Annotated in this window: 14 protein-coding genes and 1 riboswitch; of the genes, 5 read left to right on the top strand and 9 right to left on the bottom strand. The window is 72.8% G+C overall.

Annotation, left to right across the window (positions count from 1 at the left end; translation table 11 throughout):
• Positions 1-125: 125 nt before the first annotated feature.
• On the top strand, positions 126-1,169 hold the full coding sequence (locus BLT76_RS01435; protein ID WP_090850024.1) for an MIP family channel protein: 1,044 nt from the start codon (positions 126-128) through the stop codon (positions 1,167-1,169).
• Position 1,170: 1 nt separating this feature from the next.
• On the opposite strand, the gene BLT76_RS01430 is transcribed toward BLT76_RS01435, so the two are convergent.
• A complete protein-coding gene (locus BLT76_RS01430) occupies positions 1,171-1,749 on the bottom strand; it encodes a hypothetical protein (protein ID WP_139175368.1) in 579 nt (192 codons plus the stop codon).
• Between the two features lie 105 nt (positions 1,750-1,854).
• On the opposite strand from BLT76_RS01430, the gene BLT76_RS01425 reads away from it, so the two are divergent.
• The gene (locus BLT76_RS01425; protein ID WP_090850020.1) at positions 1,855-2,841 is read left to right on the top strand and encodes a malate dehydrogenase; all 987 of its coding nucleotides are present in this window, start codon (positions 1,855-1,857) and stop codon (positions 2,839-2,841) included.
• Between the two features lie 121 nt (positions 2,842-2,962).
• Here BLT76_RS01425 and BLT76_RS01420 read toward each other — a convergent pair whose 3' ends face one another.
• From BLT76_RS01420 to BLT76_RS01400, 5 genes are all read right to left on the bottom strand, one after another.
• Entirely contained in the window at positions 2,963-3,382 is a 420-nt protein-coding gene (locus tag BLT76_RS01420) for a DUF3017 domain-containing protein (RefSeq protein WP_090850018.1), read from the bottom strand.
• Positions 3,383-3,394: 12 nt separating this feature from the next.
• Positions 3,395-4,249 carry a bifunctional methylenetetrahydrofolate dehydrogenase/methenyltetrahydrofolate cyclohydrolase gene (locus BLT76_RS01415; protein WP_090850016.1) on the bottom strand — a complete coding sequence of 285 codons (855 nt, stop codon included), beginning with the start codon at positions 4,247-4,249 and terminating at the stop codon, positions 3,395-3,397.
• Positions 4,250-4,377: 128 nt separating this feature from the next.
• A complete protein-coding gene (gene purH / locus BLT76_RS01410) occupies positions 4,378-5,937 on the bottom strand; it encodes a bifunctional phosphoribosylaminoimidazolecarboxamide formyltransferase/IMP cyclohydrolase (protein WP_090850014.1) in 1,560 nt (519 codons plus the stop codon).
• A 31-nt stretch (positions 5,938-5,968) separates the two neighbouring features.
• Positions 5,969-6,045: riboswitch (ZMP/ZTP riboswitch) on the bottom strand.
• A gap of 2 nt (positions 6,046-6,047) precedes the next feature.
• A complete protein-coding gene (gene purN / locus BLT76_RS01405; protein ID WP_090850012.1) occupies positions 6,048-6,674 on the bottom strand; it encodes a phosphoribosylglycinamide formyltransferase in 627 nt (208 codons plus the stop codon).
• A gap of 1 nt (position 6,675) precedes the next feature.
• Positions 6,676-7,926, bottom strand: a complete 1,251-nt coding sequence (locus BLT76_RS01400; RefSeq protein WP_090850009.1) for a cell division protein PerM — start codon at positions 7,924-7,926, stop codon at positions 6,676-6,678.
• 70 nt (positions 7,927-7,996) lie between these two features.
• Between BLT76_RS01400 and BLT76_RS01395 the strand changes: the two genes are divergently transcribed.
• Positions 7,997-9,841 (top strand): SigE family RNA polymerase sigma factor, encoded by a 1,845-nt coding sequence (locus tag BLT76_RS01395; RefSeq protein WP_090850007.1) that lies wholly within the window; start codon positions 7,997-7,999, stop codon positions 9,839-9,841.
• Between the two features lie 37 nt (positions 9,842-9,878).
• Here BLT76_RS01395 and BLT76_RS01390 read toward each other — a convergent pair whose 3' ends face one another.
• Complete coding sequence (locus tag BLT76_RS01390) at positions 9,879-10,661, bottom strand: inositol monophosphatase family protein (protein WP_090850005.1); 783 nt, start codon at positions 10,659-10,661, stop codon at positions 9,879-9,881.
• Between the two features lie 125 nt (positions 10,662-10,786).
• On the opposite strand from BLT76_RS01390, the gene BLT76_RS01385 reads away from it, so the two are divergent.
• Together BLT76_RS01385 and BLT76_RS01380 are read left to right on the top strand one after the other, a co-directional pair.
• Positions 10,787-11,305, top strand: coding sequence for a SigE family RNA polymerase sigma factor (locus BLT76_RS01385; protein WP_090850003.1), 519 nt, complete (start codon positions 10,787-10,789; stop codon positions 11,303-11,305).
• Positions 11,306-11,351: 46 nt separating this feature from the next.
• Positions 11,352-12,104 (top strand): hypothetical protein, encoded by a 753-nt coding sequence (locus BLT76_RS01380; RefSeq protein WP_139175367.1) that lies wholly within the window; start codon positions 11,352-11,354, stop codon positions 12,102-12,104.
• A gap of 67 nt (positions 12,105-12,171) precedes the next feature.
• On the opposite strand, the gene sucD is transcribed toward BLT76_RS01380, so the two are convergent.
• Positions 12,172-13,053 carry a succinate--CoA ligase subunit alpha gene (sucD, locus tag BLT76_RS01375; RefSeq protein ID WP_090849999.1) on the bottom strand — a complete coding sequence of 294 codons (882 nt, stop codon included), beginning with the start codon at positions 13,051-13,053 and terminating at the stop codon, positions 12,172-12,174.
• 18 nt (positions 13,054-13,071) lie between these two features.
• A complete protein-coding gene (gene sucC / locus BLT76_RS01370; RefSeq protein WP_090849997.1) occupies positions 13,072-14,238 on the bottom strand; it encodes an ADP-forming succinate--CoA ligase subunit beta in 1,167 nt (388 codons plus the stop codon).
• Between the last annotated feature and the right edge of the window lie 127 nt (positions 14,239-14,365).

Here is a 14,365-nt window from a genome sequence, read left to right as displayed (position 1 = left end):
GACCCCTTCACCCTCGCACCCGAGGAGGTCGTCGGCAACGTGAGTAGGCCGCACGCAATGTGGGGAGGGATGACTACAGTTCTCACGCCCGGACCCGCCGGGATACGCCTCCAGGAGCCACCCCCATGACTGAAGCCGTCGTCGAGGCGCCACCCGCGCCCACCACCCTCCAGAAGATCGTCGCCGAGGTCCTCGGCACGTTCGTGCTCGTGTTCTTCGGCTGCGGCTCCGTGGTCTACGCCGGGATGCGCGAGACCTTCGACATCCTCGCCATCGCCCTGACCTTCGGCCTGGCCGTGCTGGTGATGGCCTACGCCGTCGGCCGGATCTCCGGCGGCCACTTCAACCCGGCCGTCAGCGTGGCCGCCGCCATCGGCGGCCGGATCGCCTGGCGGGAGGTCCCGATCTACGTCGGGGCCCAGCTCGCGGGTGCGATCGCCGCCGGCGGCGCGCTGCTCGGCCTGCTCCAGGGCTTCGAGGTCTACGACGTCGACCGCTTCGGCCTCGGCCAGAACTCCTTCGGTGACGACGGGTCCGGCTACTCGCTGTGGGCCGCACTGATCCTGGAGCTCCTGCTGACCGCGATCTTCGTCTTCGTGATCCTGGCCGTCACCGACGCCCGCAACGAGCACCCCGCCCTCGCGCCGCTGGTCATCGGCTTCACGCTGACCGCGATCCACCTGGTCGCCATCCCCGCCACCGGCACCTCGGTCAACCCGGCCCGCTCCATCGGCCCGGCCCTCTTCGCCGGCACCGACGCCATCCAGCAGGTCTGGCTCTTCATCGTCGCGCCGCTGCTCGGCGCGGTCATCGCCGGTCTGGCCTACCCGGCCGTGTTCGGCCACGCCGGCGAGCCCGTCCCCGGCTCGGGCTTCCGCTTCCCCGAGCGCACCGCCGCGGCGGCCGTGCCCGGCTACGGCGCCTCGGACCAGTACCAGCAGCAGTGGAACCAGCAGGTCTGGAGCGGCGAGCCGATCATCCAGGACGGCTGGCAGTGGGACCCCTACGCCCAGCAGTGGATCCCGGCCCCGCAGCCCGGTGCCGCTCCGCCGGCGCCCCCGGCCGCGCCCGCGGCTCCGGCTGCACCGACCGGTCCGGTGACCCCGGGTCAGCCGGCCCCGCCGGACACCGACGAGGGCCACACCCAGATCCGCCCCCCGCAGGTCTGAGCTACCGCTCGAAGACTCCGGCACCGGTCTCGATCCGTACGAGGCCGGTGCCGTTCTCGTAGGTCGCCACGGTGTGCTCGCCGGGTCGGGCCGGGTCGATGGTCGCGATCTCGAGGGTGTCGCCCTCCAGCTCGGTCACCTCGGCCCGCTCCTCGACGACGCCCTCGTCGTACGCCGTGCGGTAGCCGTCGCCGTACCGCGGGGTGGCCGCCATGAACAGCCCGGCCTCCCCTTCCTCCAGGAAGCGCCACACGTTGCCGTCGTCGTCCTGCGCCAGCAGGTACGACGTGTCGCCGAGCGTCATCGTGGTGACCGCGACGCCCCCGACGGTGGTCGTCTCGTCGCCGACCGCCAGCACCAGGTCGCCGGTCGGACCGGTCAGCGTGGTGCTCTCCCCCGGGCCGAGCGCCAGCCACGGGTTGTCGATCCGGTCGACGAAGTCGTCGGGGTCCGGCGACGGGGTGGGGATGGTCAGCTCGTCGACCCCGGCCGGCGGGCTGGCCTCGGGGTCGGAGGCGCAGCCGGTCAGGAGGACCGCCGCCGCCACGGTCACCGCGGCCCGGCGTACTCGTCGCTGCATGGGGGAAGCATCTCTCACGCCCCGAGCCACCCGGCCGCGGGCCTCCCCCCGCTGCTAGCGTCCGAGACGGATACGTCATCGGACCAGAACCGACTAGGAGTCCCCGTGAGCACTGCCCCCCTGAAGGTCGCCGTCACCGGCGCCGCCGGCCAGATCGGCTACAGCCTCCTCTTCCGCCTCGCGAGCGGCGCCCTGGCGGGCGACCGGCCGATCGAGCTGCGCCTGCTGGAGATCACGCCGGCGCTGAAGGCGCTCGAGGGGGTCGTGATGGAGCTCGACGACTGCGCGTTCCCGAACCTCGCCGGCGTCGAGATCGGCGACGACGCCGAGAAGATCTTTGACGGCGTCAACCTCGCCCTCCTCGTCGGCGCCCGCCCCCGCGGCCCCGGCATGGAGCGGAGCGACCTGCTCTCGGCCAACGGCGCGATCTTCACCGCCCAGGGCAAGGCTCTCAACAAGGTGGCGGCGTCCGACGTACGCATCGGCGTCACCGGCAACCCCGCCAACACCAACGCCCTGATCGCGATGTCGAACGCCCCCGACATCCCGCAGGAGCGGTTCTCGGCGCTCACCCGCCTCGACCACAACCGGGCGATCTCCCAGCTCGCGGCCAAGACCGGGGCACCCGTCACCGACATCACGAAGATGACCATCTGGGGCAACCACTCGGCCACCCAGTACCCCGACCTCTTCCACGCCGAGGTCGCCGGCCGCAACGCCGCCGAGGTCGTGGGCGACCAGGAGTGGCTCGAGAGCACCTTCATCCCCACCGTCGCCAAGCGCGGTGCCGCCATCATCGACGCCCGCGGCTCCTCCTCGGCCGCCTCCGCCGCGTCCGCCACCATCGACGCCGCGCGCGACTGGCTCTTCGGCTCCGCCGAGGGCGACTGGGTCTCGATGGCCGTCCGCTCGCAGGGCGAGTACGGCGTACCCGAGGGCCTGATCTCCTCGTTCCCGGTCACCACCTCCGGCGGCGACTGGTCGATCGTCGAGGGCCTCGAGATCGACGAGTTCTCCCGCGGCCGGATCGCGGCGTCGACCGACGAGCTCGCCGAGGAGCGCGCCGCGGTCACCGAGCTCGGCCTGATCTAGCCGCCCGCGACCGGCCGGTGAGAGTTTCATCGGCTGGCCGACGGACCTCACGCCTGGACGACGAAGCTTTGTCGTCCAGGCGTGAGTTTTATCGGCTAGCCGATAAAACTCACCGGCCCCCTCAGAACCCCGGCTGGTCCGGGATCGTCTGGGCCAGGAAGATCAGCGCGACGCCCACGCCGCCGAGCAGGACGCAGTCGAAGAGCCGGTGGCGGACGGCGAGCATGCCGGCGTCGCGGCGGGGCAGCACCAGGCGCACCGCCGCAGCCACGATGAGCGCCCCCGCCATCCACTGCACCCCGAGCCGCCAGTTGCCGGACCAGACGATGCCGAGGCCGACGCCGGTCGCGAGCAGCACGAGCAGGTAGAACGCCCCGCCGATCGTCGAGGGGTAGCGGCGGGTGTCGTCGGGCTCCCCCGACTCGTCGGGTCCGACCCCGTCCCCCGCCTCGGCCGCGGCGAGCTCCGCGGCGACCTCGTCCGGCGTCGGGACAGGGGTCTCCTCCGGCTGCTCGGACGGCGGTACGCCGGGGTCGCTCACGCGGGCTCGATCTCAGGCGGACGCCGCGGCCGACTGCTCGGCCATCGACACGATGTTGGACAGCAGCATGGCGCGGGTCATCGGACCCACCCCGCCCGGGTTCGGGGACACCCAGCCCGCGACGTCCCAGACGCCGGGGTCGACGTCGCCGGCGATCTTGCCGTCGACGCGCGAGACGCCCACGTCGAGGACGGCCGCACCGGGCTTCACCATGTCGGCGGTGATGATCCCGGGTACGCCGGCCGCGGCCACCACCACGTCCGCCTGGCGGGTGTGGGCAGCCAGGTCGCGGGTGCCGGTGTGGCACAGCGTGACGGTGGAGTTCTCGCTGCGGCGGGTGAGCAGCAGGCCCATCGGCCGGCCGACGGTCAGGCCGCGACCGACCACGACCACCTCGGCCCCGTTGAGCTCGACGCCGTGGCGGCGCAGCAGCTCGATGCAGCCGATCGGGGTGCAGGGCAGCGAGCCGGTCTCGCCCAGCACCAGGCGGCCGAGGCTGACCGGGTGCAGGCCGTCGACGTCCTTGTCGGGGTCGACGCGCGAGAGCAGCGCGAACTCGTCCAGCCCGGTCGGCTGCTGGATGAGGAAGCCCGTGCACGACGGATCGGCGTTGAGCCGGTCGATCTCGGCCTCGACCTCGGCCTGGGTGGCGGTCGCGGGCAGGTCGACCCGGATCGACTCGATCCCGATCTCGGCGCAGTCCTTGTGCTTGGCGCCGACGTACCAGTGCGAGCCCGGGTCGTCGCCGACCAGCACGGTCCCGAGGCCCGGGACGATCCCCTGCTCCTGGAGCCGGGCCACGCGCTCGGCGAGCTCGAGCTTGATGGTCTTCAGCGTGGCGCTGCCGTCGAGCTTCTGTGCAGTCATCGCGTTCAATCCTGTCAGGGTTGCTGCTGCTTCTCGTCTTACTGATGTCTCGACACGCGCGTTCCGACTTCGTCCCTCAGTCGGAGCGCTCGCTCGACCCGCGCACTCGCGGCCCGGCTCCGCCGTGCCTAGTGCGCGAAGTGGCGGGTGCCGGTGAAGTACATGGTCACGCCCGCCGCCTTGGCGGCCTCGATCGTCAGCTCGTCGCGGACCGAGCCGCCGGGCTGCACGATCGCGGCGACGCCGGCGTCGATGAGGATCTGCGGGCCGTCCTCGAAGGGGAAGAAGGCATCGGAGGCGGCGACCGAGCCGACCGCGCGCTCCCCCGCCCGCTGGACGGCGAGCTTGCAGGAGTCGACCCGGTTGACCTGGCCCATGCCGACGCCGACCGAGGCGCCGTCCTTGGCGAGCAGGATCGCGTTGGACTTCACCGCGCGGCAGGCCTTCCAGGCGAAGGCCAGGTCGGCGAGGACCTCCGGCGAGGCCGCCTCGCCGGTGGCCAGCGTCCAGGTCGCCGGGTCGTCGCCCTCGGCGTCGACGTGGTCCACGTGCTGCATGAGCAGGCCGCCGCTGATCGGGCGGGTCTCGACCGCCGCGCCCCCGTCCGCGGGGGCCACGAGGATGCGGATGTTCTTCTTGCCCTGGAGCACCTCGACCGCGCCCTCGTCGTACGACGGCGCGACGATCACCTCGGTGAAGACCTCGGAGACCTGCTGGGCCAGCTCGACCGAGACCGGCCGGTTGACCGCGATCACGCCGCCGAAGGCGGAGACCGGGTCGCAGGCGTGCGCGCGCCGGTGGGCCTCGGCGACGTCGGCGCCGACCGCGATGCCGCACGGGTTGGCGTGCTTGATGATCGCCACCGCCGGCTCGGCGAAGTCGTTGGCGGCGCGGCGGGCCGCGTCGGTGTCGACGTAGTTGTTGTAGGACATCTCCTTGCCGTGCAGCTGCTCGGCGGCGGCCAGGCCACCGCCCTGCGCGGAGACGTAGAGCGCGGCGGGCTGGTGCGGGTTCTCGCCGTAGCGCAGCACCGCCTTCTTCTCCCAGGTCGCGCCGGCCCAGGCCGGGAATCCGGTGCCCGCGGAGGAGTCGGTCAGCACGTTGCCCATCCACGACGCCACGGCGACGTCGTACGACGCGGTGTGCACGAACGCCTCCGCGGCCAGGGTCTGGCGCTGGGCCAGGGTGAAGCCGCCGTCGGCGACCGCGGCCAGCACGTCGGCGTAGCGCTCCGGGGAGGTCACGATGGCGACCGAGGGGTGGTTCTTGGCGGCCGCCCGGACCATCGAGGGGCCACCGATGTCGATCTGCTCGACGCACTCGTCCGGGCCCGCGCCCGAGGCGACGGTCTGGGTGAACGGGTAGAGGTTGGACACGACCAGGTCGAACGGCTCGACACCGAGGTCGGCCAGCTGGGCGACGTGGGAGTCGAGGCGACGGTCGGCCAGGATGCCGGCGTGCACGCGCGGGTGCAGGGTCTTCACGCGGCCGTCGAGGCACTCGGGGAAGCCGGTCAGGTCCTCGACCTTGGTGACCGGCAGGCCGAGGCCCTCGATGAGGGCGGCCGAGCCGCCGGTCGAGACCAGCGCGACGCCGGCCTCGTGCAGGCCGCGGACGAGGTCCTCGAGACCGGACTTGTCGTAGACGGAGACCAGCGCGCGCTTGATCGGGACACGGGCTTCAGACACGGAACGCTCCTGAGGGGTGGGGCTGGGGCGGTCGGGGCACCCAGGCGGTCGATGCTCCCGCGTTCACTCCCTGGTGGTCACCCACCTGCGCCAGTCGTGTGGAGAGCAGTCTACCGGCCGTAGCGGACCCGGCGTCCCTCGACCGTGAACCCCTCGCGGGCCATCCGGCCGAGGGTCTCCACGAGCATCGTCCGCTCGGCGACCTTGATCCGCTCGTGCAGGGTCTCGACGGTGTCGTAGTCCTCCACCGGGACGGCGGTCTGCGCGATGATCGGCCCGGTGTCGACGCCCGGGTCGACGACGAAGAGGGTCGCGCCGGTGATCTTCACGCCGTACGACAGCGCGTCCTCGGCGCCGTGCATGCCCGGGAACGCCGGGAGCAGCGCCGGGTGGCTGTTGACGTACTTGCCGCCGTAGAGGGCGAGGAAGGTCGGACCCGCGAGCTTCATGAAGCCCGCGGAGACGATGAGGTCGGGGTCCCACGCCGCGACGGCGCCGGCCATCGCCGCGTCCCACTCCTCGCGGGTCCCGAAGTCGGCGACCTTCAGCACGAACGTCGGGATCCCGGCGCGCTCGGCCCGGGCCAGCGCCTCGATCCCGTCGCGGTCGGCGCCGACGGCGACGACGCGGGCGCCGTACGCGGGGTCCCGGCAGGCCTCGATCAGGGCCTGGAGGTTGGTGCCGGACCCCGACACGAGGACGACGATGGCGGCGGGTTCGTCTGGCACGGGCGGCACTCTAGGGCATGGCGTCGCGGCGGGCGCGGCGTCGCTGCAGCGCGGTCGCGAGCACCCCGCCGAGCAGGCCGCCGAGGCCGAACGCGGTCACGGCGTACACGGTGGTGTCGAGCACGAGCGGCCCGACCTCGGCCATCCGACCCGGCCCGACGGCGCCACCGGCGAGCGCCGCGAGGACGCCGAAGATCAGGCCGGCCAGGACGCCACCGGCCAGCCCGCGGATGATGCCCTCGTCCCAGCGGGTCGTCGGGGCCAGCCGCTGCGAGCGCATGGTCGCGACCAGCGCGACCAGCGGCGGCAGGAGCATCAGGTACGCCGTCCAGACCGGCGGTGTCCCGGCGTCGGGCAGCGCGGCCAGCAGCGGGAACATCGGCAGCGGGCCGAGCGCGACGGCCGACGGCGAGACCAGCGTGCCGACGCCGACGGCGAAGCCCGGCCCGAGCAGGTAGGAGCCGGAGAAGATCACCGCGTTGGGCACCACGGTGGCGCTGAGCAGGGTGAAGAGGGTCGCGTCGCCCGCGTCGGTGTGGAGCTGCGACATCACGTTCACGGCGGTGTCGAGGTCGACGATCAGCGCGGCGAGCAGCACGAGGCCGGCGACCAGTGCCCAGCCGAGCAGGATCCGGCGGCAGGTGGCGGCGGCCTCGCGCAGCGCGACCGGGAGGAACGAGGCCCAGATCGCCGCGCGCCCCGAGCCGACGGCGACCGCAGACCCGCCCACGAGGCCGCACAGCAGGACCGTCCACAGCAGCGGGCGGACCAGCGAGGGGTCGGTCGCGGGGGTGGCGGCGACCGCGTGGGTGCCGACCACCACGACGGCGTACCCGAGGGCGAACAGCCCGGTCGCCGCCGGCACCGTCCAGTCGCGCTCGCCGTCGGCGATGGCGTCGGCGTCGGGTCCGTGGCCGGACACGGCGTCGCCGACCCGGGTCGCGACCCGCCAGATCGTCCACGCCACCACCAGCGTCAGCGCCAGGGGTACGGCGGTCACCGGCGTGCCCTGCACGTGCACGCCCGAGCCGTGACCCATCAGCCAGCCCAGGGCACCGACCCGCAGCGCGTCGCGCGGCTCCCCGTGGGCACCGGCATCGGTGAGGAACCAGCCCGCCACCCCGGCCCCCAGGCAGACGACCAGGGTCGCGGCCGCGGCGGTCGCGCCACCGAGCGTCGCCAGCAGGACGAGCGGGCGACGGTGCCGCAGGTCGTCCCGGGCACGGGTCGCGTCGGGCCGGTGAGGGAGCACGGAGGTCATGGTCGATCCATCATGACCGGAGCGTCCGGGGCGACGGCGTTGCCACGCCGTCGCGTACCGTGGTCGGGCCATGAGGGACCCCGACGAGTTCGACGCGTGCTACCAGGACGCCCGGACCAGGCTGCTGCTGCAGACCTACGCGCTCACGGGCGACCTCTCGGCCGCCCGGGCCGCCGTCCGCGACGCGTTCGTCGTCGCGTGGCACCACTGGCGCAAGGCCACCCGCCACGGTGACCCGGAGGCCTGGATCCGCCCGATCGCCTGGGCCCACGCGCAGCGCCGGCACACCGCACGCCTCTGGCACCGCGAGAAGGGCCTGTCCCCCGAGGTCCGGGCCACCCTCGACGCACTGGGCAAGCTGAGCGTCGACCAGCGCAAGATCCTGCTGCTCACCGTGCTCGCCAGCGGGACCCTCGCCGACTTCGCCCGCGAGGTCGGGCTGACCCGCGAGGACGCCGAGCGCGAGCTGCAGACCGCCACCTCCCAGCTGGCCATCCACCTCGACCTCGGCACCCCGGTGGCCCGCACGCTCTTCGCCCCGCTCGCCGAGGCCGTCGGGGAGGTCCGGCTGCCCCGGGCCTCGATCCTGCGGCGGGCCGGGGCAACGCGCCGGCGTACCCACACGACGGTGGGGGTCGTCGCCGCCGTCGCCGCCCTGGTCCTGACCGGCACGGCCGTCACCGACGGCGGCGGCGTCCGGCCGACCCTCGACCGTGGCCTGGTCTCGTCGTCCGACGAGCCGGACCCGCAGCCCGAGCCCCCGCCGCCCCCGGCGCTCTCCGAGGACGCCCTGCTCACCGCCGCCCAGGTCGACGCGAGCGTCCCCGGCCGACCCTGGGCGGTCGGGACGACCCACGACAACAGCGCGGGCGACGGGCTGGTGCTCCCCTGCCAGCGCGAGCGGTACGCCGACGCCCGCAGCTCGGTCGCCCTGGTCCGCGACTTCGCGGCCGCCCCGCAGCGCCGCGAGCCCGCGCGCACCACCGTCCAGCTGGCCGAGGCCTCCGCCTCCGAGCGGGCCGCCCACCGGGCTTTCCGCACCACCCTGCGCTGGTTCGCCGGCTGCTCCGACCCGCGCACCCAGCTGCTGACCACGCAGCGGGTGACCGGGGTCGGCGACGAGGCGGTGCTGCTGACGCTGCGCCGCTGGGGGGCCGGCGAGGCCACCTACGTCGCCGCGGTCGCCCGCACCGGGCAGCTGACGACCACGACCTTCACCACGGTCGCCTCCGACGACGAGGCCCGCGCCCGCCCGGCCGCCAAGCTGCTCAGCGCCGCCGTGGGCGACCTGTGCACGCTCCCCGACGCCGGCGGCTGCGGCGTCGCGCCGCGGTTGGAGCCGATGGACCCGCTGCCGGTCGGGGTGGTGCCCGCGATGCTCGACGTCGTCGACCTGCCGCCGCTGAGCGACGTCCGGCGCCGTACCTGGGCCGGCACCGAGCCCCGTCTGGCCCGCACCAACCTGGCCGCGACCCGGTGCGACGGCGCGGAGTTCCGCGGCCGGGGCTGGTCGAGCAATCTCACCCGCACGTTCCTGGTCCCGGAGGCGCGGCTGCCCGCGGAGTTCGGGCTCACCCAGACCGTGGGCGCGCTGGGTCCCCAGCGGGCGCGGGCCTTCGTCGAGGACGTCCGCGAGGCGATGCGGACCTGCCCGGAGGAGGACCTCGGCACCGACGTCAGCCGGATCACCGACCGCCGCGAGGACGGCGAGGACCTCACCGTCTGGCGGATCACCACCGAGGTCTCCGACGACCAGTCGGTGGAGTTCCGGATGGCCATCCTGCGCACCGGCACCTCGGTCGCCCAGATCAGCTTCGTGCCCACCGCGGACGTGCGGATGAGCGACGACGACTTCGTCGCCCTGGCCGAGCGCGCCCTGACCCGGCTGAGCCGGCTGCCCCGCCCTGGCAGCTGACGGACGCCCCTGCGTCAGACGCTGCCCAGGCGCTGCGTCAGAGGCCGGGCAGCGCGCCCAGCAGTCCCTGGACCAGGTCGTAGGTCGGCCGGTCCGCGGCCGCGACCAGGCCGGACGGCAGGGGCGCGCGGGCGTCGTACGGCTCGCCGGAGAAGGTGCCGACGAAGCCGCCGGCCTCGGTGAGCAGCAGCGAGCCGGGCGCGTGGTCCCAGGGCTTGGTCCCGCGGTAGAGCACGTAGTCGGCGTCGCCCTCGACCAGCTTCGGGTAGTCCACGCCGCAGCAGACCCAGGTGGTCTCCAGCTTGCGCAGGGTGCCGAGCGCGCGGCCGAGCCAGCTGCGTCTCGAGGTGATGCCGCGCAGGTCCTCGCCCAGCGGCGGCCGCTCGAGCCGTACGCCGTCGCGCCAGGCGCCGGCGCCCCGCTCGGCGACGTAGGCGACGCGGTGCTGCGGCTGCCAGATCCAGCTCCGTACGACGACCCCACCCCGCAGCTCGGCGGCCATCACGGCGTGGTCGGGCGAGCCGTGCACGAAGTTGCGCGTGCCGTCGACGGGGTCGACCGTGAACGCGTGCTCGGCCGCCTGGAAGCGCTCCAGCAGCCCCGGGTCGGACGCGGCGGCCTCCTCCCCCAGCACCAGCGCGTCCGGGTAGGCGTCGGTCAGCGCCGCGGTGATCAGCACCTCCGCCTCGCGGTCGGCGACGGTGACGAGGTCGCCCGGGCCCTTCTCGTCGACCTGGTCGTCGGCCAGCGCCCGGAACCGCGGCTCGATCACCTCGGCCGCCGCGTCCTGGAGCAGGGTCAGCACCTCGTCGGTCCGCACCCGGCCAACCTACCGACGCGGGGTGACGTCTAGACGGGCACGTCGTATGCAACCGTGCTGCCCGGTGGGGCGTATCCACTCCGACAAGCACCACGGAGAAACCCCCAGCAGACGGGAACGAGGAGATGGACGAACGCGAGTTCGACGCCTTCTACACCGCGTCGTTCACCCGCATCGTCGGCCAGCTCTACGCCATGATCGGGAACCGCGACGAGGCGCAGGAGTGCGTGCAGGAGGCGTTCGTGCGCGCCTGGGCACACCGCCGCAAGCTCGACCGAGCGGACCACCCGGAGGCCTGGGTGCGGACGACGGCGTACCGCCTGGCGGTGAGCCGCTGGCGTCGTACCGTCCGGGCCCGGCGGCCCGAGGACCGCGCCCTTGGCGCCGTCACCCAGGCGCCGGCGCCGAGCGAGAGTCACGTCGCCCTGGTGACGGCCCTCAAGCAGCTGCCGGAGGCGCAGCGTCAGGCACTGGTGCTGCACCACATCGCCGACATGTCCGTCCACGACGTCGCCCGCGAGGTCGGCGTCCCCGAAGGCACCATCAAGGCCCGGCTCAGCCGCGGCCGGGCCGCGCTCGCCGCGCTGCTCTCCGACGACCGCTTCAACGACGGAGGCCTCCAGGAGGGAGCCAGTCATGCCTGACCTCAACGACGAGCTCTTCTCGAGCTTCAGGACCGAAGGACCCACCGTGAACCCCCTGCCCGCCTCCGAGGTACGCCGCCGCGGCGACCGGATGCGCCGGCGCAACAACGCCCTGGCCGCGGTCGGGGGTGTCGCCGCCGCGCTCGTCGTGATCGCGACCCCGGTCGCGATCATCACCCAGCAGGGCACCGACGATCCCAGCCCGCCGGTCGCCACGCAGACGACCGAGGCACCCCAGGTCTCGTGGCGGCAGGAGATTCCGGCCGACCTCCCCCTCACCGCGGGCCTGGCGGACGGCGCCGAGACCTCGGAGGAGCCGGGTGTCGCCCAGCTGACGCTGTGCGACCAGACCGCCTTCGATGCGGACCTGCAGACAGTCGATGTCACCGGCGCCACCCGCCGCGGGGCTCCCAACACCGACGAACCCGAGCTCAACCGCACCCTGGCGCTCTACCCCGACGCCGCCACCGCCGCCGAGGCCGTCGAGCGGCTGCGCGATGCCGTGAGGTCCTGCGGCTCCCAGCCCGGTGCAGGAGACATCACGATCAGCCACCAGCTGCTCGACTCTGTCCTCCCCGCCGACGAGGCGTTCATCCTCTCCTCCGACTACGTCGCAGCGGGCGACGACTTCGCGCAGGAGATCGACTACTTCGTCGTGGCTCGCACCGGGAACGCCGTCCTGCTGACCTCCGACCTGGGCACCGTGCCCTACGACGCCCAGGTCTCGATCGAGCAGGAGCGGGTCGCCGACCTGGTCGACGCGATGCAGGTGTTCTCGGAGGCGGAGAACAGCCGCTGATCCGGCTCGAGACACGTGCGCCCCGAGCCTCGGAAGGCTCGGGGCGCACGGTGTTGCGGCTGATGGATCAGAGGCTCTGCAGGATCTCCCGCATCAGCGCGGCGGTCTCGGACGGCGTCTTGCCGACCTTCACGCCGACGGCCTCGAGGGCCTCCTTCTTCGCCTGCGCGGTGCCGGAGGAGCCCGACACGATCGCCCCGGCGTGGCCCATCGTCTTGCCCTCGGGGGCGGTGAAGCCCGCGACATAGCCGACGACCGGCTTGGTGACGTTGTCCTTGATGTAGGCCGCCGCCCGCTCCTCTGCGTCGCCGCCGATCTCGCCGATCATCACGATCGCCTTGGTGTCGGGGTCCGCCTCGAACGCCGCGAGAGCGTCGATGTGGGTGGTCCCGACGATCGGGTCGCCGCCGATGCCGATGGCGGTCGAGAAGCCGAAGTCCCGCAGCTCGTACATCATCTGGTAGGTCAGCGTGCCGGACTTCGACACGAGACCGACCGGGCCGGTGCCCGCGATGGTGTGCGGCGTGATGCCGGCCAGCGACTCGCCCGGCGTGATGATGCCGGGGCAGTTCGGGCCGATCATCCGGGTGGACTTGCCCTGCAGGTAGGACCAGACCTCGGCCGTGTCCTGCACCGGCACGCCCTCGGTGATGACCACGAGCAGGCCGATGCCGGCGTCGATGGCCTCGATGCAGGCGTCCTTGGTGAACGCCGGCGGCACGAAGACGACCGACACGTCGGCGCCGGTCTCCTTGATCGCCTCGGCCACGGTGCCGAACACCGGCTGCGTGGTCCCGGCGAGCTCGACCGTGGTGCCGGCCTTGCGGGCGTTGACACCGCCGACGATGTTGCTGCCGGACTGGATCATCAGGGTGGTGTGCTTGGAGCCCATGCCGCCCGTGATGCCCTGGACGATGATCTTGGAGTCCTTGTTGAGGTAGATGCTCACTGTTCTCTGCTCTCTATCTCAGGCGTTCGCCAGCTCGGCGGCCTTGTCGGCCGCGCCGTCCATCGTGTCGACCTGGGTGACCAGCGGGTGGTTGAGCTCGTCGAGGATCCGACGGCCCTCCTCCACGTTGTTCCCGTCCAGGCGTACGACGAGCGGCTTGGTCGCCTCGGCGCCCAGGATCTCCAGGGCGCCCTTGATGCCGTTCGCGACCTCGTCGCAGGCGGTGATGCCGCCGAAGACGTTCACGAACACGCTCTTGACCTGCGCGTCGTTCAGGATCACGTCGAGGCCGTCGGCCATCACCTGGGCGTTCGCGCCGCCACCGATGTCGAGGAAGTTGGCGGGCTTGACCCCACCGTGCGCCTCGCCGGCGTACGCGACGACGTCGAGGGTCGACATGACCAGGCCCGCGCCGTTGCCGATGATGCCGACCTGGCCGTCGAGCTTGACGTAGTTGAGCCCCTTGTCCTTGGCCTTGGCCTCGAGCGGGTCCGTCTCGTCCTTGATCTCGAACGCCTCGTGCTCGGGGTGCCGCACCTCGGACGCGTTCTCGTCGAGCGAGACCTTGCCGTCGAGGGCCTCCAGCTTGTCGCCGGCCAGCCGCGCGAGCGGGTTGACCTCGACCAGCGTGGCGTCCTCCTCGACGAAGACCGTGTAGAGCGACTGGATCATCGCCACGGCCTGCTCGAAGACGGCCTCGGGGAACGCGGCCTCGGTCGCGATCTCGCGTGCCTTGGCCTCGTCGACACCGGCACCCGGGTCGATCGGGATCTGCTTGACGGCGTCGGGGTTGGTCTTCGCGACCTCCTCGATCTCGACACCGCCCTCGACGCTGGCGATGCAGAGGTACTGGCGGTTCGCGCGGTCGAGCAGGAACGAGAAGTAGTACTCCTCCTCCGGCGGGGTCGCGGGCGTGACGAGCACGCGGTTGACCGGCAGGTCCTTGATCTCGAGGGCGAGGATGTTCGTCGCGTGCTCGAAGGCCTCGTCGGGGGTCTTGGCGAGCTTCACGCCGCCGGCCTTGCCGCGGCCGCCGGCCTTGACCTGCGCCTTGATGACGGTCACGCCGCCGATCTGCTCGGCAGCGGCCTTGGCGGCCTCGGCGGTCTCGACGACGACACCCAGAGTCGTTGCCACACCATGCTTGGCGAAGAGCTCCTTCGCCTGGTACTCCATCAGGTCCACTGATCCACCAGTCTCTAGTCGCGGGTATCCCACGGGACGTATCCCACGGGACGATAGCCCTGTCACGTCGCCCCCGATAAGGGCCGGGGGGCCGACGTGACGGAGGACATACGCGGGCTGGGTATCC

It is taken from the genome of Nocardioides lianchengensis (assembly GCF_900101465.1).
Taxonomy (GTDB): domain Bacteria; phylum Actinomycetota; class Actinomycetes; order Propionibacteriales; family Nocardioidaceae; genus Nocardioides; species Nocardioides lianchengensis.
The sequence above is the reverse complement of the archived record's forward strand: the minus strand, read 5'-3'. Positions and strand labels throughout refer to the sequence as shown.